This is a genomic window from Kutzneria sp. CA-103260 (genome assembly GCF_018263855.1).
GTDB lineage: Bacteria > Actinomycetota > Actinomycetes > Mycobacteriales > Pseudonocardiaceae > Kutzneria.
In genome coordinates this window covers 2,060,358-2,078,182 of sequence record NZ_CP073318.1, presented here as the reverse complement: position 1 = coordinate 2,078,182, position 17,825 = coordinate 2,060,358, and the positions used below count along the sequence as shown (strand labels likewise).

The 17,825-nt window shown below is 72.3% G+C and carries 16 protein-coding genes; 12 read left to right on the top strand and 4 right to left on the bottom strand.

The genetic code is table 11. The features are described 5' to 3' along the window. Positions 1–14: 14 nt before the first annotated feature. Entirely contained in the window at positions 15–1,214 is a 1,200-nt protein-coding gene (locus tag JJ691_RS09175) for a PucR family transcriptional regulator (protein WP_211768347.1), read from the bottom strand. Between the two features lie 200 nt (positions 1,215–1,414). Here JJ691_RS09175 and JJ691_RS09170 point away from each other — a divergent pair, with 200 nt between their 5' ends. The 8 genes from JJ691_RS09170 to JJ691_RS09135 are packed head-to-tail and all read left to right on the top strand — an operon-like array spanning position 1,415 to position 11,697. Beyond that, positions 1,415–3,928, top strand: coding sequence for a PEP/pyruvate-binding domain-containing protein (locus tag JJ691_RS09170; RefSeq protein ID WP_211768346.1), 2,514 nt, complete (start codon positions 1,415–1,417; stop codon positions 3,926–3,928). Further along, the gene (locus tag JJ691_RS09165) at positions 3,925–5,433 is read left to right on the top strand and encodes a nucleotidyltransferase domain-containing protein (RefSeq protein WP_211768345.1); all 1,509 of its coding nucleotides are present in this window, start codon (positions 3,925–3,927) and stop codon (positions 5,431–5,433) included. Before JJ691_RS09170 ends, JJ691_RS09165 begins: the two co-directional genes overlap by 4 nt. Further along, positions 5,430–6,383 (top strand): SDR family oxidoreductase, encoded by a 954-nt coding sequence (locus tag JJ691_RS09160; protein WP_211768344.1) that lies wholly within the window; start codon positions 5,430–5,432, stop codon positions 6,381–6,383. The genes JJ691_RS09165 and JJ691_RS09160 overlap by 4 nt, the downstream gene beginning before the upstream one ends. Next, positions 6,380–7,255, top strand: coding sequence for a nucleoside-diphosphate kinase (locus JJ691_RS09155; protein ID WP_211768343.1), 876 nt, complete (start codon positions 6,380–6,382; stop codon positions 7,253–7,255). The genes JJ691_RS09160 and JJ691_RS09155 overlap by 4 nt, the downstream gene beginning before the upstream one ends. After that, positions 7,243–8,217, top strand: a complete 975-nt coding sequence (locus JJ691_RS09150; RefSeq protein WP_211768342.1) for a ScbA/BarX family gamma-butyrolactone biosynthesis protein — start codon at positions 7,243–7,245, stop codon at positions 8,215–8,217. Before JJ691_RS09155 ends, JJ691_RS09150 begins: the two co-directional genes overlap by 13 nt. After that, a complete protein-coding gene (locus tag JJ691_RS09145; protein WP_211768341.1) occupies positions 8,211–8,813 on the top strand; it encodes a nitroreductase family protein in 603 nt (200 codons plus the stop codon). Before JJ691_RS09150 ends, JJ691_RS09145 begins: the two co-directional genes overlap by 7 nt. A 2-nt stretch (positions 8,814–8,815) precedes the next feature. After that, positions 8,816–9,646, top strand: coding sequence for a hypothetical protein (locus tag JJ691_RS09140; protein WP_211768340.1), 831 nt, complete (start codon positions 8,816–8,818; stop codon positions 9,644–9,646). After that, positions 9,646–11,697 carry an MMPL family transporter gene (locus tag JJ691_RS09135; protein WP_211768339.1) on the top strand — a complete coding sequence of 684 codons (2,052 nt, stop codon included), beginning with the start codon at positions 9,646–9,648 and terminating at the stop codon, positions 11,695–11,697. The genes JJ691_RS09140 and JJ691_RS09135 overlap by 1 nt, the downstream gene beginning before the upstream one ends. Positions 11,698–11,745: 48 nt before the next feature. Here the strand turns inward: JJ691_RS09135 and JJ691_RS09130 are convergent, their stop codons facing one another. Continuing rightward, complete coding sequence (locus JJ691_RS09130) at positions 11,746–12,933, bottom strand: RNA-guided endonuclease InsQ/TnpB family protein (protein ID WP_211768338.1); 1,188 nt, start codon at positions 12,931–12,933, stop codon at positions 11,746–11,748. A 113-nt stretch (positions 12,934–13,046) separates the two neighbouring features. Here JJ691_RS09130 and JJ691_RS09125 point away from each other — a divergent pair, with 113 nt between their 5' ends. From JJ691_RS09125 to JJ691_RS09115, 3 genes are all read left to right on the top strand, one after another. Next, complete coding sequence (locus JJ691_RS09125; RefSeq protein ID WP_211768337.1) at positions 13,047–14,321, top strand: cytochrome P450; 1,275 nt, start codon at positions 13,047–13,049, stop codon at positions 14,319–14,321. A gap of 97 nt (positions 14,322–14,418) precedes the next feature. After that, positions 14,419–15,156: a GAF and ANTAR domain-containing protein gene (locus tag JJ691_RS09120; RefSeq protein ID WP_211768336.1), complete on the top strand. Its 738-nt coding sequence runs from the start codon at positions 14,419–14,421 to the stop codon at positions 15,154–15,156. After that, entirely contained in the window at positions 15,153–15,908 is a 756-nt protein-coding gene (locus JJ691_RS09115) for a GAF and ANTAR domain-containing protein (protein WP_211768335.1), read from the top strand. Before JJ691_RS09120 ends, JJ691_RS09115 begins: the two co-directional genes overlap by 4 nt. Positions 15,909–16,290: 382 nt before the next feature. On the opposite strand, the gene JJ691_RS09110 is transcribed toward JJ691_RS09115, so the two are convergent. Both JJ691_RS09110 and JJ691_RS09105 read right to left on the bottom strand, forming a co-directional pair. Next, positions 16,291–16,707, bottom strand: coding sequence for an Hsp20/alpha crystallin family protein (locus tag JJ691_RS09110; RefSeq protein ID WP_211768334.1), 417 nt, complete (start codon positions 16,705–16,707; stop codon positions 16,291–16,293). A gap of 77 nt (positions 16,708–16,784) precedes the next feature. Further along, a complete protein-coding gene (locus tag JJ691_RS09105) occupies positions 16,785–17,480 on the bottom strand; it encodes a GAF and ANTAR domain-containing protein (RefSeq protein WP_249228207.1) in 696 nt (231 codons plus the stop codon). 76 nt (positions 17,481–17,556) lie between these two features. Between JJ691_RS09105 and JJ691_RS52905 the strand changes: the two genes are divergently transcribed. Continuing rightward, positions 17,557–17,691 (top strand): hypothetical protein, encoded by a 135-nt coding sequence (locus tag JJ691_RS52905; protein WP_256449377.1) that lies wholly within the window; start codon positions 17,557–17,559, stop codon positions 17,689–17,691. Positions 17,692–17,825: the final 134 nt, after the last annotated feature.

Here is a 17,825-nt window from a genome sequence, read left to right as displayed (position 1 = left end):
GGCGCCGACCAGTCCTATGTGGACTTTCCGCTGGGCTGATCTCGCATGCCCAGGACGTCCACGATGTCCAGCGCCAGGTGCAGCCGCGCCACATCGGCCGGCCTGCCGAGGTCGCGGTCGGTCAGCTCCGCCACCCGGCGCAGCCGGTAGCCGACCGTGTTGCGGTGGCAGTGCAGCAGCCCGGCGGCCGCCGCCGGCGAACCGCCCTGCTCCAGCCAGGCCTGCAAGGTGGTCAGCAACGTCTCGCGTTCCCGCCGTTCCAGCGCGAGAATCCCGCCGAGCACGGCGTTGGCCAGTCGCCGTGCGGCGGCGGGAGCCGAGGCGATCAGCAGTGGCACCAACGCCTGGTCGTGCCGGACCACGTCGGCGCTGCCGGGCCGCCCCGCCGAGCGCGCGATGCTCGCCTCGGCGAGGGCGGCCCGGACGTGGTCGAGATCGTGGAAGACCTCGCTGACGCCGGTCGGCGTGGTGGCCCGATCGGCGAGTTCCGCGCACAACTGGTCCAGATCGAATCGCAGGCCCAGCACCACAAGGCCGTGTTCGGCCTCGTGGGCGCGCTGCCACACCGACATGACGCCGCGGGCCAGCAGCCGGTCCTCCAGTCCGCACAGCGGCCCCCGGCCGTGCTCACTCACGCCGGTGACGACGACGAAGTCACCGTCCAGCGGCAGCCGCAGTTCCGCGGCGATCTCCAGTGAACATCCCCGCTCGCCGTGGAACAGCGCGTCGAGCAGTTCGGCGCGACGGCGGCTGTTGCGCCGCGCGCCGCGCGCCTCGCGCAGGTCGTACGCGTCCGTCACGGCCTGGGACAGCGCGTCCACCGTCGCCCAGACTCGGCTGGACGCGTCCACCAGGCCGGTCCGCCGGGTCTCGGCCGTCATCACCGCCATCCACACGATCTGACCGCCGATACGGAGGGCGTGCAGCGCCGCGGTGACCGGAACTCCTTGTTCGGCGTGCAGAAGCGCGCCCGCCCGCATCTGCGCGAGCGCCACGGCGCTGTCGTCCGACAGGACCGCGGCCGCGTTCGCGAGCGCGTGCCGGCACATCGCCGTGACCTCCTCGCCGGTCAGCAGCGCTCCCGGCCGATAGGCCGATTCCCGCTCGGCTATCCGATCGGCCATCTCCGACACGAGTTCGTCGGCGTGTCCCCGGACGAACTGGACCACGCGTCGCACGGCCGGCGCCGCTGTCCGGGCATCCTCGAGCGTCACTCGCGAAGGATAGCGACGGGTGCATGTCCCTGTGTCAGGGCACAAAGTCCTCGATCCGATCTTTGTGCCCACTCCCCTACCCCGGCCCGACCCGATACGCCAGGCTCGAACGAGTCGCCGGCCCCTGCCTCCCGGCTCGCTCCCGGGCACAGCGCAGTGCTCGCCTTTCACCCTGTTGCCGCCAACAGCACGGAGGACGCTTGCCCGCGCGACACGGCACGGCCCGCGAACACCGAGGCGCCAAGGCCGCCAATCTGGATTTGTTGCAACGTGAAGGATTTCCGGTACCCGCATGGGGTGTCGTCGAGGTCGACGTGTTCCGCCGGTTCGCCGCGGCCCGCCACATCGCCAATCCCATCGGCGTCGCGCTGGGCGAGGTCACGGCGGACAACGCGGGCATCATCGCGGACCGGATCCGACACCTGGTGACCACCGCGGAGCTCACGACGGACGCCCGCCAGGCCATTGCCCGCGCCTGTCAGGACGCCGGCGGCGACGAGTTCGCGGTGCGCTCGTCCAGCCCGGACGAGGACGGGCTGCTGTTCTCCTTCGCCGGCCAGTTCGACACTTTCCTCAATGTCACCGGGTTCGACGAGGTGTGCGCACGGGTGCGCGACTGCTGGGCGTCCGCCTTCTCCGAGCGGGCGCTGCGCTACCGCCTGGCCCATCGCCTCGCACCGGTCTCGGTCGGGCTGGCGGTGATCGTGCAGGCGATGGTGCACGCCGACAAGAGCGGCGTGCTGTTCACCGCGGATCCGGTCACCGGCAGCCGCGACGAGTACGTCATCAGCGCGACGCACGGGCTCGGGGACGCGCTCATGTCGGGCACGGCGTCGGCCGGCAACGTGCGTGTGGACGCGGCCACCGGAGCCGCGCGGCGCGACGGCGACGTCTGCCTGACCGACCAGGAAGTCACCGCGCTGTGGGGAGTCGCGGGCGATGTCCGCGACATGTTCGACGCGCCGCGGGACCTGGAGTGGGCGATCGAGGAGGACCGGCTGTGGCTGGTGCAGTGCCGGCCGATCACCACGCGGCTCGGCGGCGAACGCCGGATCTGGGACAACTCCAACATCGTCGAGAGCTTCAGTGGCGTCACCTCGCCACTGACGTACACCTTCGCGGCGGACGTGTACGCGCGGGTGTACCAGGAATACGCACGCGCGTTGCGGGTTCCTCGCGGCGCGCGGCGCCAACTGGCCGACTGGCTGCCGGCCCTGCTCGGATACTTCCACGGCCGTGTCTACTACAACTTGCAGCACTGGTATCGGATGGTACGGCTGGCGCCCGGATACCGGCTCAACCGCAAGGTGTTCGAGGTCTCCCTCGGCGTGCCGCCGCTCGACGATGAGATCGCCGACGGACTCCGCCCGTACCGGCGGTCTCCGCTGGCGGCGCTGGCCACCGGCGCCGTGTTCGCCGTGCGGTCGCTGGCCATCGGCCGCACGGTTCGCCGGTTCTGCCGCGAATTCGACGCCGCCGCAACGGAATTCGACCGAGTCGACTACGACGGCATGCCCTGCGACGAGGTGTACGGCCGGTTTCGGCTGCTCCAGCGGGAACTCATCGAGCGCTGGGGGCCGGTCATGGTCCTGGACGCGTCGCTGCTGACCTCGGTCGGCGTGCTGCACCTGTTGACCCGCCGGTGGTTGCCGGCCGCACCCGACTGGTTCTTCTGGGCGGCCGCCGGTCCCGGGCCGGCGGTGGAATCCACCGAACCGGTGACCGTCCTGCGCCGACTGGCCCTGGAACTGCACGGGGATCCCGAGTTGGCCGCGCTGGTCCGGGACACGCCGGCCGACCAGGTGCGGGCGCGGCTGGCCGCGACCGGCCGGCACGGGTTCCTCGACGCGGTGGACGACTACATCGCGCGGTTCGGGTTCCGCGGCGTCGACGAGATGAAGCTGGAGACACCGGATCTGACCGAGGATCCCTCAGCACTGTTCACGATGCTGCGGGAGCCGCCGGCCACCTTGGACGCCACCCGCGGCGATGTGGACGGTTACCTCGACGCGCACCTGGGCAGCGTGCGCCGAATCGCCTACGGTGTCGTCCGCCGCAAGGTCAGCGCCGGCATGGCCGATCGGGAGCGGCTGCGCTGGCGGCGCGCGAAGGCGTTCGGCATGGCCAAGCGGATGCTGCGGGCGATCGGGAAGGACCTGGCCCGACTCGGCGCGCTCGACGACTGGCAGGACGTATTCCTGCTGCGCCTGGACGAGGTGCGCGGGTGCTGCGAGGGAACCACCGCGCACGTCGAACTCAAACCGGTCGTGTGGCTGCGCCGCGAGCAGCGGCTCCGGGACGAGCGCGTCACCGCGCCCGCGCGCTTCGAGACTCGCGGCGCGCCGTACTGGCTGGGCAATCTCCAACGCGCGGGCTGGGGTGCGCCCGCCCGGACCGCGGACACGCCAGCACGCGTCCTGCGTGGCACGCCGTCAAGCCCGGGCGTGGTGGAGGGCACGGCCGTGCGCGCCGGTGACGGTGGGACCGGCATCCTGCTGGCGCGCCACACGGATCCGGGTTCCGTCGCCGCGCTGACCGGCGCCTCCGCCCTACTGGTCGAACGCGGCAGCCCGCTCACGCACGTCGCCGTCGTCGCCCGCGAACTCGGCATTCCGACCGTGGTGCAGATCAACGGCCTGCTCGCCAGTGTCCGCGCCGGCGCACGGCTGCGGGTCGACGGCGGCGCCGGTCTGGTGGAGGTGCTCGAACCGTGACGGACCTGGATTTCGACCAGCTGCTCAAGATGGCGCTGGCGGAGATCGACGCGCCGCCGACGAGCGCGGTCGTGCTGGAGGGCTCGATCGCCGAGGGGTTTGGCACCCCCTCCTCCGACATCGACTTCCTCGTGCTCGTGGACGGCGAGGACCAGCCGGGCATTCCCGCCGTGCTGTTCCTCGGCGGCCGTCGGGTCGAGGTGCGCATGCGGTCCCTGCGCCAGGTGGTCGAGGAGTTCGACACGGCGTTCACGGTGCCCGAGCCGGACGTCCTCGACCGGTGCCAACGGCTGCTCGGCGCTGTGCCGCTGCGGGGCTCGGACATGCTGCACCGCATCAGAGACGCGGTGTCGGCCGAGGCGTTCGCCGACCAGGTGTCGGACTGGTTCGCCGACCGGTCCAGGCACGCGTTGCGATTCGCACAGGCCATGGCCGAACTCGAACAGCCGGACGAGGCCGACGACTGGGCCAGGTTCGGCCTGCTGCAGAGCGCGAAGTCGTGGGCCGCGCACCGCGGCGAGACCTACCTGGAGCCGAAGTGGCTGTCGGCTCAGCTCGACCGGATCGAGGCGCGGGCCGGCAGCCCCCAGGATCTCGTGCGCCGCTACCGCGAGGGCGTCGCCGGCACGGCGGCCTGCGTCGAGCTGGCCGAGGATTTCGGCGTCACGGGGTGTCGGCCCGAACCGGGCGGCGTGCGGCTGCGCCGGATCCCGCAGGTGACCACCTGGCCGATCGGGGACCGGGTGCACGTGCTCCGCGACGGCGCCGACGTGTTCACGCTGGACGAGCCGGCCGGCCGGGTGTGGCAGTCGATCGTGTTCGACCGGCCGCCCGCCGACGGCGTCGACCGGGGGACGCTGGCGCTCTTCGTCCGGCTCGGCCTCGTCGGCCTTTCCTGGCCCGACGGGACGGCCATCAGGCCGGCCGCGCCCCCCACCACGCCGCCGCCCGGTCGGGCCAGCCCGGCGCTGACCGCGCTGGGGGGCACGGTCGTCGGGCCGGTGACGCTCGTGCCGCTGCCGGCGGACCGGTTCTGCGCCGCCGGCCTCGACCTGGTGTGGTCCAACGTGCTGGCGGAGAACGCCCGGGAAGACCTGCTCGGCGCGCTGGCCGTCGGCAGCGATGAGACCGCCGGGTTCGCCGCGCGTCGGATGGCGCAGGTGGCGTGCCGCGCGCTGTTCAGCGCCGCCGGCATACACCCGCTGCCGCCGGACGACACGCTGACCCGCTCGATGGCCGAACTGCCGTTCGTCGACGGTGCGGTGGTGGCACTGGCCCGGCGGGCCGAGCGGCCGCCGGTCTCGCTCGCCAAGCTGGACCATCTCGTGGCGGCGGTGCGCGGGTACGCCGGCGCGACCGGCTTCCCGGCCTCCTTCGACTCCGCCGCGGAGTGGCAGCGCACGATCGAGCTCGGCCACGACTGGTTGCGACTGGCCGCCCACCTCGACGCTGACCTGCCCATCCGCGACGCCGCGGACCTGTTCACCCCGAGGCGGACGGCATGAACGTGATCGTCACCGGCGCCGCCGGCCTGGTCGGGGCCGAGGTCTGCGTCCGGCTCGCCGTGGCCGGGCACAACGTGCTCGGCCTGACCCACCACCGCAAGCCCCCGTTCCCGACGACACCGTCCGTCCAGTGGTTCGCCGCCGACGTCACCCGGCCCGATCTCGGGCTGCCCCCGAGATCGGTCGACCGGCTGCGCGCCGACCGGTGCGTCCTGGTGCACGCGGCGGCCGTCACGGCCTTCGGCCGCGACGACAGCGTCTACGACGCGGTCAACGTGGGGGGCACGGCGCACGCGCTGGCACTGGCCGGCCGCGGTGAGATGCCGTTCGTGCACATCAGCACCGCGTACGTCGACCAGCCGTACGCGAACGGCTACGAGCGCAGCAAAGCAGCGGCCGAGAGCCTCGTCCACGGCAGCGGCGTCGACGCGGTGGTGATCCGGCCGAGCATCGTGGTCGGCGCGGAGGCCACTGGCGCGATCCGCCTGTTCCGCCACATGTACGTGCTGCTGCGGCTGGTCCTGGAGGGCAAGGTCGGTGTGCTTCCCGGCCGCTACGACGCGTGCCTCGACCTGGTCCCGGTCGACCGGGTCGCGGACCTCGTCACGGACGTCGTGCAGCGGTTCGGCGAGGTGCGCAACAGCACGCTGCCGGCGATCGCCGGGAGTCCCGTCACGCTGCGGGAGTGCTCGGAGGTGTTCGCCGAGTACCCCTCGTTCCGGGTGCCGCGATTCGTGCCGCCGGACGTGTTCCGGCCGGACGCGCTGCCCGACACCCAGCGCCGCTACCACGATCGCGTGGTCCGGCTGTACGAGCCGTACCTGCGCAGCCGGACCGTCTTCGACGACAGCGCGACCCGGGCGTTTCACGGCCGCCGGCCCGAACTGACCGGCGTGGCGCACCTGCGGCGGCTGCTGGACTACTGCCTGGCGATGGGCTACCTCCGATGACCGACGTCTACCTGGATGACTGTGCGGCGCAACTGGACCGCCTCGCGACGGACCCGGCGACGTTCGGCCGCGACCACGGCCTGCTCCTGCTCAAGCCGGACGCCGTGGTGGCGCGACGGCTGCTGCCGGCCGTCGACTGGTTGTCACACCACGGCTTCCGGATCGTCGCGGCCGAGCGAGTCAGCCTGGACCGGCACGCCATCCGCGCCGTGTGGCGGGAGCCATGGCGGGCCGCGACGTGGCAGCGGCGGCGACTGGCCGATCTGCTGGCGACCGCGGCCGACTCGCTCGTGCTCCTGGTGCGGGCCGAGAACGCCGGGCCGACGCCGGTATGTGTCCGGCTCACCGAGATGAAGGGCGACGGCGATCCGCGCCGGCAACGGCCGGGTCAGCTGCGGCACGCGCTCGGCTCGCCCGGCTTCCTGCTCAACATGGCCCACACGGCCGACGAGCCCGCCGACGTGCTGCGGGAGTTGGCCATCTACTTCGGCGACGACGACCTCCAGCGGGTGCTGCGCGGCGCGCTGACCGGCGTGGACCAGTCCATGCGCGCCAAGCAGATCGCCGCCGAGCTGCACGCGTGCTTCCCGTCGCAGTGCCTGGACCTGGCCGAGCGAGCCGCCACGCTGTTGGGCGAGGTCGACAACCTGCTCGCCGGCGACGTCGTGACCGCGGTGGCCCGCGAATGCCTGCGGGACGCGGTCGGCCCGCGGAACGCGGACCTGCGCGCGGCGCTCGCCGGGCTGCTGCTCTGGGCCTGGCAGCAGGGCGTCGATCTCGACCCGTGGAACGTGATCGTCGTCGGCGCCGCGGTGCTGCCGATGAGCAACCAGCAGACCGAAACGAGACTAGGGGCGGCATGCACCAGCTGACGTTCTCCCGAACCGTGCCCCGTGAGCTGGTGCACCGGTCGTCGGTCGCCGAAGTGTTCGTCACGTCGCTCGTCGAGCACGGCGGCCAGATCGAGGTCGGCGTCCAGCTGCCCCGGTCGCACGCGTTCTTCGGGGACACCGACCACGGCCACCACGACCCGCTGGCGTTCACGGAGGCGGCCCGCCAGGCGTGCCTCGCGGTGGCGCACCAGTGCTTCGACGTGCCCGCCGAAGCGCGGTTCGTGCTGCGCGGGTTCGAGCTCCGGGTGCTCGACCCGGCCGGCATCGCCATCGGCGACACCCCGTGCGACGCTGTCCTGCACTGCCACGTGGTTCGACGGTTCACGCGGGACTCCCGCCTGCACGGCCTGCAACTCCGGCACCGGGCCGAGATCGGCGGCCGGCACGTGCTGACCGCCGACTTCGCCTTCTCCTGGCTGCCCGAGAACGAGTGGGCCGCGATACGCGGCACCATCGAGCCGGCGCCGGCGGCGCGGCCACAGCCCAGGTGCGCGGCTTCCGTCGTCGGGCGGGCGTGCGCCCGCAACGTGGTGATCGGTCCCCCGCACGTCGAGGGCAGCTTCGCCCGCGCCGCCGTCGTCGTGGACACCTCCCATCCGACCCTGTTCGACCACGCGCTCGACCACACTCCGGGAATGGTGCTGGTCGAGGCGTCCCGGCAGCTGGCGACGGCGTGCGCCTCGGTGTCCGCGAACCTGAGCGCCGGCCTGGTGACCGGGCTGCGCTGCCGGTTCACCGAATTCACCGAACTCGGCGCCGAGACCACGTGCCACTGCCAGCTGGGCTCGGTCCAACCGGCGGGCGCCGGCCGTGAGGTGCATGCCTGGTGCTGGCTCAACCAGTCCGGTCGCTCGGTCGCCGAGGCGCAGCTGCGGCTGAGCTTCCCGGACACGGCGGTGGCCGGGCCGCACGTCGACTGCCAGGCGGAGCGCACATGCTGATCGACGAGGCGCTCACCACCACGCGGGCCGTGCGTCGCGGCATCGACCTGCGCCGGCCGGTCACGCGTGGCGTCATCGAGCAGTGCCTGCGGATCGCGGTGCAGGCGCCGACCGCCGCGAACCGACAGGACTGGCGGTTCGTCGGAATCGACGACCCCGGGCTGAAGCACACGATCGCCGACTACTACCGCGCGGCCTCGACGGCGTACCTGGAGCGGGCGCCGAACACCGCGGACACCGAATCCGCCCGGTTCCTGGCCCAGCACATCGACCGCATGCCGGTGCTGCTGCTCCCGTGCGTCAACGGCCGGCACTCCCCCAGTGAGCACCCGGCACGGACCGCCAGCCGCTACGGCTCGCTGTACCCGGCGGTCTGGAGCTTCATGCTCGCCGCACGGTCCAGGGGCCTCGCGACCGCCTTCACCACCGTGCACCTGGCCTACGAGCGGGAGGTCGCCGATCTGCTCGGCATCCCGTACGAGGAGGTCACCCAGGGGTGTCTGGTGCCGGTCGGCTACGCCAGGCGCTGGTTCGGCCCGGCGCCCCGGCGGCCGGTCACCGAGGTGACCAACTGGAACCGCTGGCGGCACGGATGATCGTGTCCGCGTCGCGGTTGTGGAGCTTCGTGCTGGTCAGGTTCCGCCCCGAGGTGTACGTCAGCTACGGCGTGCTGTGGTCGCTCGCCCTGGAGGCGGTGGCGAGCGACCACTGGAGACCGTCACCGGCCACGGTTGCCCGCGCCGCGAGCGTTGTGCTGACGTTGCTGTTCCTGCGGATGCTCGACGAGCAGAAGGATCTCGACTACGACCGCCGGCACCACCCGGACCGACCGCTGGTGACGGGGGCGATCACCTCTTCGGAGCTGCGCTCGGCGATGATGGTGTGCACGCTGTGCGTGCTGGCGCTCAACTCCCTGCTGTCGGTGGTGTCGCTCGTATTGGCCACGCTGCCCCTCGGCTACGGACTCGCCCTCGCCGCGGCGGAGCGCCGGTTCCCGGCCGTGCGCGACGGTGTCCTGGTGAGCCTCGCGGCCAGCTACCCGGTGCAGCTGCTGGTCAGCTGCTACCTCTACGTGTCGTCGACCGGCGCGGTCGGCTGGCGTGCGGTGCCGGTGGTGCTCGTCTTCGCCTTTGCGTTCCTGCACTTCGAATTCGCCCGCAAGACGCGGTGGCTCGGCATGGCCGGGGAGCGGCTGTACTCGCTGGCACTCGGCCCGGCGCTGAGTGGCACCGTGACGCTCTGCTGGGCCGTCGCCGCGGTTGTGCTCATCGTGTCGCTCACCACGACATGGTTCGTCGTGCTGTTGGTGCCGCCCGTCCTCGCGGCCCGGCGGTTCCTCGCCGGCACCAGCGAGTCCTGGCCGCTGCCGGCCGCCATGGCCTTCGTGCTGCTGAGCTACCTGTCCCTCATCGCTTACGGGCTGCGCTGATGTCCGGCGGCACCACCTTGCTCAACCGCGTCGCCGACTTCGCCGTCACGCGTCCCCGCGTCGTCCTCGTCGGCGCGGCCGTGTTCCTGCTCCTGTCCGTCGTCTGCGGCTATGGCGTGGCCGACCAGTTGCGTGGTCTCGGCGCGACGGATCCGTCAGCGCCCTCGTCGGTGGCAGCCCGCACGTTGTCGGCGGACTTTCCCGGCAGCGCCCCCAATCTCGTCCTGCTCGTGGACTGCGACCGCGGTGTGGACGCGCCGGCCTGCGTCGCCGACGGCTCCGCCGTCGCGGGCCGGCTGGCCGGCGAGGCGTCCGTCACCGGTGTCACGTCGTACTGGCAGGGCCGCTCGGCGACGCTGCGCTCACGCGACGGCCGGCAGGCGTTGATCACCGCCCGGATCCTCGGCTCCGAACTGGCCGCGGCCGACCAGTCCGCCCGGCTCGCCGCCGCCTACGACGGCCGTCACGGCAGCGTGCTGGTGCGGACCGGCGGCCAGGCCGCGGTGGCCGACCAAGCACGGCGCGCGATCGCCGACGACCTGGCCCGCGCGGAACTGCTTTCGCTGCCGCTGACGCTGGCGGTCCTCGTCCTGGTGTTCGGCAGTGCGGTCACGGCGCTGCTGCCGCTCGCGGTCGGCGCGATCGCCATGGTGGGCACGGGCGCCGTGCTGCGGGCCGTCAGCGCGTTCGCCGATGTGTCGGTCTTCGCCCAGGAGCTCAGCGTCGCGCTCGGCCTCGGGTTGGCCATCGACTACGCGCTGTTCATCGTGCGACGGTTCCGCGAGGAGCGGCCGCATCCCGACGCGGTCCGACGGGCCGTGCTGACGGCCGGCCGCACGGTCGTGTACTCCGCCGCCACCGTCGCCGTGTCGCTCGGCGCCCTCTTCCTGTTTCCCCTGGGTTTCCTGCGCTCGTTCGCGTACGTCGGCGTGAGCGTCGTGCTGCTCGCCGCGGTCGCCGCGCTCACGGTCGTGCCGGCCGCGCTGACGGTGCTCGGCGACCGCGTCGACGCCGGCCGTCTGGTCCGATCGTCCGATGTGGATGGTCGCGGGTGGACGCGTGTGGTCATCAGGTTCGCACCCCTGGTCGCCATCCTCGTGGCGCTGCCGCTGGTGCTGGCGGCGCTGCCGTTCCGCGACGTCCGCTTCGGCTCGATCGACGACCGGCAACTGTCGGCCGACGCGCCCGCCCGCGTGGTGCAGCAGGAGATCCGCGACCACTTCAGCGGCGACGCCGCCGGGCGGATCAACGTTCTCACCTCGGCGCCCGCGGCGGCGGTGGCAGCTCGCCTGGCCACCCTGCCCTCGGTGGTCGCCGTGACCCCGCTCGGCCGGGTCGGCGACACCAGCGTCCTCGCGGTGGAGTCGGCCGACGACGCCGTGTCGCCGGCCAGCCAGGATCTCGTCCGCGCGATTCGCGCCCAGCACAAGGACTTCCCGTTGGAAGTCGCCGGCCCGACCGCGGAGCTCGTCGACGCCCAGGCCGCCGTGGGCAGCCGCCTCCCCCTCGCGCTGGCGTGCATCGCCGCCGCGACCCTGCTGCTGGTGTTCCTGATGACCGGGACCGTCCTGCTCCCGGTCAAGACCCTGCTGCTCAACGCGCTCAGTCTCACCGCGACGTTCGGCGCGGTGGTGTGGGTGTTCCAGGACGGTCACCTGTCAGGTCCACTCGGGTTCACCCCGGTCGGCGCCATCGACACCACGCTCCCGGTGCTCATGTTCTGCCTGGCGTTCGGGCTGTCCATGGACTACGGCCTGCTCGTGCAGTCCCGGATCCAGGAGGAGTACGCGCGGACCGGCGACGGCCGGGAAGCCGTGGCCGTCGGGCTGGACCGCGGCGCCCGGGTCGTCACCGCGGCGGCGGCCGTCCTCGTCATCGTGCTCGTCGCGGTCGGCACGTCGAGCGTGCTCAACATGAAGATGCTGGGCCTGGGATCCGCCCTCGCGATCGCCGTCGACGCCACCGTGGTCCGCTGTCTGCTCGTCCCCGCCGTGATGGTCCTGTTCGGACGGATTACGTGGTGGAGCCCGTTCACCAGGGAGAAACGTTGACGTCCTCCCCGTCGTGAACGACGGGGATTCCAACCCGTATCAGTCCCGCTACGCGGCGGAAGGAGGTCCGAGTTGAGGTTCACGGTTCGCCGGCCCGGCCAACGCCCGGCCTCCCCGCGCGGTCACGGCACGCCCTGCCGCGATGTTCCTGGCCGCGTTCACATCGGCGTTGGCCTGGTGTCCGCAGGCCACGCATCGGAAGACCGCTTGGCTCTCGCGGTTTTCCGACGCGCAGTGCCCACAGACCGAGCAGGTCTGCGACGTGAAGGCGGGATTGATCTTTTCGACCCGGCCCGGCGCCTTGTGCTCCAAGCGGGCCACCAGCCGGCCCCACCCAGCGGCGAGGATGCCCCGGTTCAACCCGGCCTTCTGACGCACATTCCGGCCGGGCCGCACGACGGTGCCCCTGGCCGAGCCAGTCATGCCCCGGATGTTGAGATCCTCGACGCGGATCAGGTCGAACCGGCGGGCCAGGTCGGTGCTGGTTTTCTCGACCCAGTCCTTACGCCGGTCCACGGCCCTGGCCTTCAGCTTCGCGATCGCGGCCTTCACCCGACCGCGCCGATTCGAACCCCGCCGCGCGCGGGCCAGGCACCGCTGCAACTTACGCAACCGGCGTTGCTCCCGTTCGGACAGACCAGGGCAGTGCAGGAACTCTCCCGTGGACAACGCCGCAGACACGGCCACTCCGCGGTCCACGCCGACGATCTCACCGGTGCTCGGCGCCGCGATCGGCTCAGGGACCACAGCGAAGGCGACATGCCAGCGACCGGCCCGGTCGCGGGTGACCCGGTAGGACTTCACCCCGGCCGCAACAGCACGGGTCCAGCGGAACTGCACCCAGCCAACCTTGGGCGCCCACACCCGACCAGTCCGGCGGTTGAGCTTGCGGACATGCTCAGGCCGCACGCCGACCTGCCGGAACCCCTCATGCCGCCCGGCCTTACGCCATGTGGGCCTGCGGTGAGTGCCACCGAAGAAATTCCGCATGGCTTGGGCGAAGTCCCGCAACGCCTGCTGCTGCACCGTCTGGCTGCCCGCGCGCAACCAATAGAACTCGGCACGCGCTTCGGTCAACTGGCGGGCCTGCTCGATGTAGTTCGGGGCCCAGGCGCGTCCGGGCTGCCAGTGAGAGTGCTGTTCAACGGCGAGGTTCCACACATACCGCGCGAGCGCGCAGTGCTCCACCAGCCCTGTCTCCTGGGCGGCCGTGGGCAGCAGGCGATAGCGGGACACGACGATCACCGTAGTCGGGGCCACCGACAATCCCGGCCGCCGACGCGGCCGCGGGCGGTCGGATCGGCTCCTCCCCGGCCTGAACTCCGGGGTCTCCACCGATTGGAGACTTGATGAACACCGTCACCACCATGCCCCACCGGCTGCCGCTGGTCGGCCACGGCCTGCCGCTGCTGCGCCGGCCACTGCGGTTCGTCACTTCCCTTCGCGGGCGCGGCGATGTCGTCCGGATCCACCTGGGTCGGCTGCCGGTGTACGTGGTGACCACGCCCGAACTGACCCATCGCGTCCTGACCGGCGCCGCCGGGGAGTTCACCCGCGACGACGTCGCCGACGCCGTGCGGGCGATGTTCGGCCGGGCGCTGGCCACCCTCGCCGGCGAGGAGCACCTGCGGCGGCGGCGCCTGGTGGCGCCGGCGATGCGTGCCGCCCGGATCCGCCAGCACGTGCCGACCATGGCGCGGCTGGCCGACCAGCGCGTCCGGTCCTGGCGTGATGGCGACCGCGTCGCCGTCGACACCGAGTTGTTCGAGCTGTCGCTCGCGACCTTGGCGACGACCTTGCTCGGCGCCGGCATCGGCCCGACCGCGGTGGCCGAGATCCGCCGATGGCTGCCGGTGGCGCTGGCCGAGATCCCCCGTCGGCTGCTGCTGCCGCGTCGGCTCCGGCAGTTGCCCACCACCGCCAACCGGCGGTTCGCCACCGCCGCCTTTCGGCTGCGCCAGGTGTTCCATCCGGTGGTCACGCAGCGCCGGGCCGCCGGCCCCGGCGACGGGAACCTGTTGTCGGCGCTGCTGTTCGAGGCCGGCCTCTCCGACGACGAGGCAGTCGACGAACTGGTCGGGCTGCTCGTCGCCGGTGTGGACACGCCCGCGGCCGCCGTCGGCTGGGTCATGCACGAACTCGCCGCGCATCCCGACTTCGAGGCGCGGGTGCACGCCGAGGTGGACGCCATGCTCGGCGACGGGCCGCTCACCGCCGACACCGTGGCCGGGCTCCGCATGACCGGTCTCGTGATCACGGAGGCGCTGCGCAAGTACCCGGCCTGGATCAACCTGTTGCAGGCCGCGACCGAGGCGGACCTCGGCACGGTGCGGCTGCCGCCGGGCAGCACCGTCGCCGTCAGCCCACACCTGCTGCACCACGACCCCGAGGTGTTCCCCCGACCAGGTGTTTTCGACGCCGATCGCTCGTTCGCCGGCTCGCTGCCGTTCAGCACCGGCGTGCGCAAGTGTCCTGGCGAGCCCTTCGCGCTGACGGAGATGGCGGTGCAGGTCGCGGCGATCACGCGGCGGTGGCGACTGCGTCCGGCCGGCCCGGTCCGGCCCGTCGCCCGGGGTGTCGTGGTGCATCCGCACCGGCTCGTCATGGTCGCGCGGAACCGGTGATGACACGCACCGGTGCGGTGGTGCCCGCGCGGCCCGGCCGCGAGGGTTACGCTGGCCCGGCATCGGCGCCGCCGGCGTCAACCGACTAGGGGCAGTTGTGGATCCCGACCGGGAACTCCAGATCACCGAGGCGATCCGTGACCGGGCCCGGGCCGAGGGCACCACCATCGCGGTACGCCACGTGTGCACCGCCGCAGCGGTCATGTTCGATGCCACCGGGGTCGGCGTCTATCTCGTCTCCGACCTGGGACTGATCGAGCCCATCCACGCCACCGACCCGGTCAGCGTCCGGCTGACCGAGCTCCAGGTCGTGCTCGGCGCGGGTCCCGCCACCGTGGCGGTGACCCAGGACCTGCCGGTGCTGGTGGCCGACCTCGACACCCCGGCCAGCCGCGACTACTGGCCGATGTTCGCGCCCGAGGCGCTGGCCGAGGGCGTTCACGCGGTCTTCACCTTCCCCATCGGGGCCGGCGGGATGACCATCGGCGCCCTGGAGATCTACCGGGCCAGCGCCGGCCTGCTGTCGAACAGCGAGCAGCAGGACGCGTGGCTGTTCGCCGACGCCGCCATGGCGCTGATCCTGGCCGGTGTCGGCGACGCGCCGAACGTCACCGAGTACAGCCTGTTCGCCGGCGAGTTCGGCGAACGCTGGGCGGAGATCCACCAGGCCACCGGCATGGTCGCCGCCCAGCTGGGCGTCGACCTCACCACGGCGTTCCTCCGGCTGCGGGCCCAGGCGTTCGCCACCGGCGAGAACCTGTCCCAGCTGGCCGAGGACATACTGGCCAGACGCATCCGACTGGACGCCGACGGCAAAGACAGGGAAGGGCCATGACTCAAGCGCACAGCCCACGCGGCCCCTCGTCGGCTCGCGACCGGCGCCTCGCCGCCACGTTCGTCGAACTGGCCGACACCCTGGTAGCCGGCTTCGACATCATCGACATGCTGCACACGCTCACCGAGCGCTGTGTCGAGCTGCTCGATGTCGACGCCGCCGCCGTGCTGCTGCCCGACCGCCGCCGCGCGCTCCAACTCGTCGCCTCCACCGAGCAGTCACACCTGATCGAGCTCATGCGGCTGCGCAACCAGGAGGGGCCGTTCCTGGACACGTATCGCACCGGAGCGCCGGCAGCCAGCGCCGATCTGACCGCCGAAGGCGATCGGTGGCCGCAGCTGGCCGCGGCCGCGCGGCAGAGTGGCTATGGCGGCGTGCAGGCGCTGCCGCTGCGACTGCACGCGGAGTCACTGGGGGTGTTGGGCCTGTTCCAGGGCACTGTGGGGAGCCTGCCGCCGGACACGATGGCGATCGGCCAGTCGATGGCCGACATCGCGACGATCAGCATCCTGCACAGCGGCACGACGCGACGCCGCGAGCAACTGGCCGAGCAGCTGAACCTGACCCTCAACGCCCGGATCACCATCGAGCAGGCCAAGGGCTACCTCGCGGAGAAGCTCCAGGTCGGTGTGGCCGAGGCGTTCGCCATCATGCGCGACCACGCGCACGACAGCGGGATGCCGCTCACCGACCTCGCTCGCGCCGTGCTGACCGCCCGGATCGATCCGGCGGAGCTCGCCGACCGCACGTGAGAGCCGCCGGGTCCCCCGGCCGTGGCGTGCGCCGGGTCAGCGCGCACCGGACCCGGTCTCGGTCTGGCGCTCGCGTTGCGACCGCACTGAGCCGAGCGGTCCAGGACTTCGACCGCGACCACGCGGCTCCTCGACGGCGGCGCACTGTCCACATCGGATCACCGGTACCGCACGGCCCGGTTCCAGCTGCTGTGCGCGCACACCAGTTGCCACCGCTACTGGGTCAGCCTGTGCCGGTTCGGCTGACCGCGGCACCAGTGCGGCCGGCCATGCGCCAGTCATGGTCAGCCGCACCCGAGCGCCGACGGTTCCCCCAGGCAATGGCTTTCCCGGCGGGACGCCCGCCCACGGATGCCAGTGCCCGCTCCGCCCGCCGGCTCCGTCAGGGGGCCGCTTCCCGGTTCTCCACCGGTATCCGGTGAGCGGGCCGGTCGCCGGCCGCCGTGCCGACCGAGATGGTGAGCATTCCCTCCGCACAGCTGGCGTGGATGTCGTCCGCGTCGGCGTCGTCGGGGAGGGCGATGGTCCGCCGCAGGGTGCCGTACCGCAGGTCGGTCCGGATCGTGTGGCCGCCAGGCGCACGCCGGGTGGCCTCGATGACCAGCGCGCCGTCGTGCAACGCGAGGTCCACCTCGCCGGGCGCGACCCCCGGGATCTCCGCGCGGATCAGGAACTTTCCGTTCTCGGTCGACTCCTCGACGGGCAGCGCGCGGCGTCCGAGGTGGGACGGCAGCTCGCCGACCCACCGGATGAGGCGCGTCAACGCCGCTGACGGAGGTGCTTGCCGAGTTGTGCTCATCTCTCCTCCGATGTGGTTGGTTGTGCCTGTCCTGCCATCGGAGCGCGTGAAGCCGGTGCGGGCAAGGGGCCGATGGCTCAGTCGAACAGGTCGTTCCGGCCCGCGACCACCTGCGCCGCCAGCTCGTGCAGCGGCACCCGGCGCGCCTGCGCGCACTCCCGAAGCATGCTCGCGGCGTCGCCGATGGTGACCTGCCACCGTTCCGCCATGACCCCGGTGGCCTGCTCGATCGCGGCGCGCTGGGCGATCGCCGCGGCCAGCTCCTCGATCGTGTCGGTGGCCGAACAGAGGTCGTGTCGGAGTTCGTACGCGGTGAGGCCGAGCCCGGCCACGACCTGCACGAGCTGGCTCAGCCGGCGGTAGGACGGCGTCGGTGTGGCGTCCAGGTACACCGCCAGCGCCCCGATGGTCACCTGGTGCACCCGCAGCGGCGCCGCGTCGACGGCCGTCACCTCGGCCCGGGACATCTCCGCCGCGAGGTCGGCGAGCCCCTGTTCGAGCGCGCCTTCGTAGCTGAGCACGACCGGACTGCCGGCGCGGTAGCACTCGCTGACCGGCCCGGACCGGGCCTGGCGGGCGAACAGGCCGGCGAACCGCTCCCCGTCCGGCGCGCCGCCGGTCACGACCATCCCGTCGTGGTCGACCAGCAGCACCCCGACTGCCGGCACGTCCAGCACGCGGCGGGGCAGTTCGGTGACCAGGCGAACGAAGCCGGCACGGGAGCAGGTGCCGGCCAACGAACCCGCGAACCGGGCCAGCAGCCTGGTGTGCACCAAGTCGCGACCACCTTGCCGCACTGGGACATCCCCTCCTCTCCGGTCGTGACGCCTGTGGCCACAGGCTACGGCGGTGTCGATTCAGGCCGTCAGGATCCAGTTCCGCGGCGGACTCACGATCACCGGGATGACCGAGGAGCAGGTCACCGACCGGCTGCCGGAGCATGTCCGGTCTCGTGTCCCGCTCGGGAACGGCGATGGCTGGTGACCGGATCCGACTGGCCACGTCGCCGGCGGACCGGGTCCGTCAGCCTCCCGGACGGAGTCCTTCGCCTCTCGAACTCCGGGGCCGGACCGCGCCATCATGGTACGGACCGAGAATCGGCGGGGGATCCGGATATC

What these genes read in the sequence shown, in the direction of transcription:
- JJ691_RS09160 (WP_211768344.1), top strand. Translation starts at nt 5,430, where the DNA reads ATGAACGTGATCGTCACCGGCGCCGCCGGCCTGGTCGGGGCCGAGGTC.
- JJ691_RS09155 (WP_211768343.1), top strand. Translation starts at nt 6,380, where the DNA reads ATGACCGACGTCTACCTGGATGACTGTGCGGCGCAACTGGACCGCCTC.
- JJ691_RS09150 (WP_211768342.1), top strand. Translation starts at nt 7,243, where the DNA reads ATGCACCAGCTGACGTTCTCCCGAACCGTGCCCCGTGAGCTGGTGCAC.
- JJ691_RS09145 (WP_211768341.1), top strand. Translation starts at nt 8,211, where the DNA reads ATGCTGATCGACGAGGCGCTCACCACCACGCGGGCCGTGCGTCGCGGC.
- JJ691_RS09135 (WP_211768339.1), top strand. Translation starts at nt 9,646, where the DNA reads ATGTCCGGCGGCACCACCTTGCTCAACCGCGTCGCCGACTTCGCCGTC.
- JJ691_RS09125 (WP_211768337.1), top strand. Translation starts at nt 13,047, where the DNA reads ATGAACACCGTCACCACCATGCCCCACCGGCTGCCGCTGGTCGGCCAC.
- JJ691_RS09115 (WP_211768335.1), top strand. Translation starts at nt 15,153, where the DNA reads ATGACTCAAGCGCACAGCCCACGCGGCCCCTCGTCGGCTCGCGACCGG.
- JJ691_RS09110 (WP_211768334.1), bottom strand. Translation starts at nt 16,707, where the DNA reads ATGAGCACAACTCGGCAAGCACCTCCGTCAGCGGCGTTGACGCGCCTC.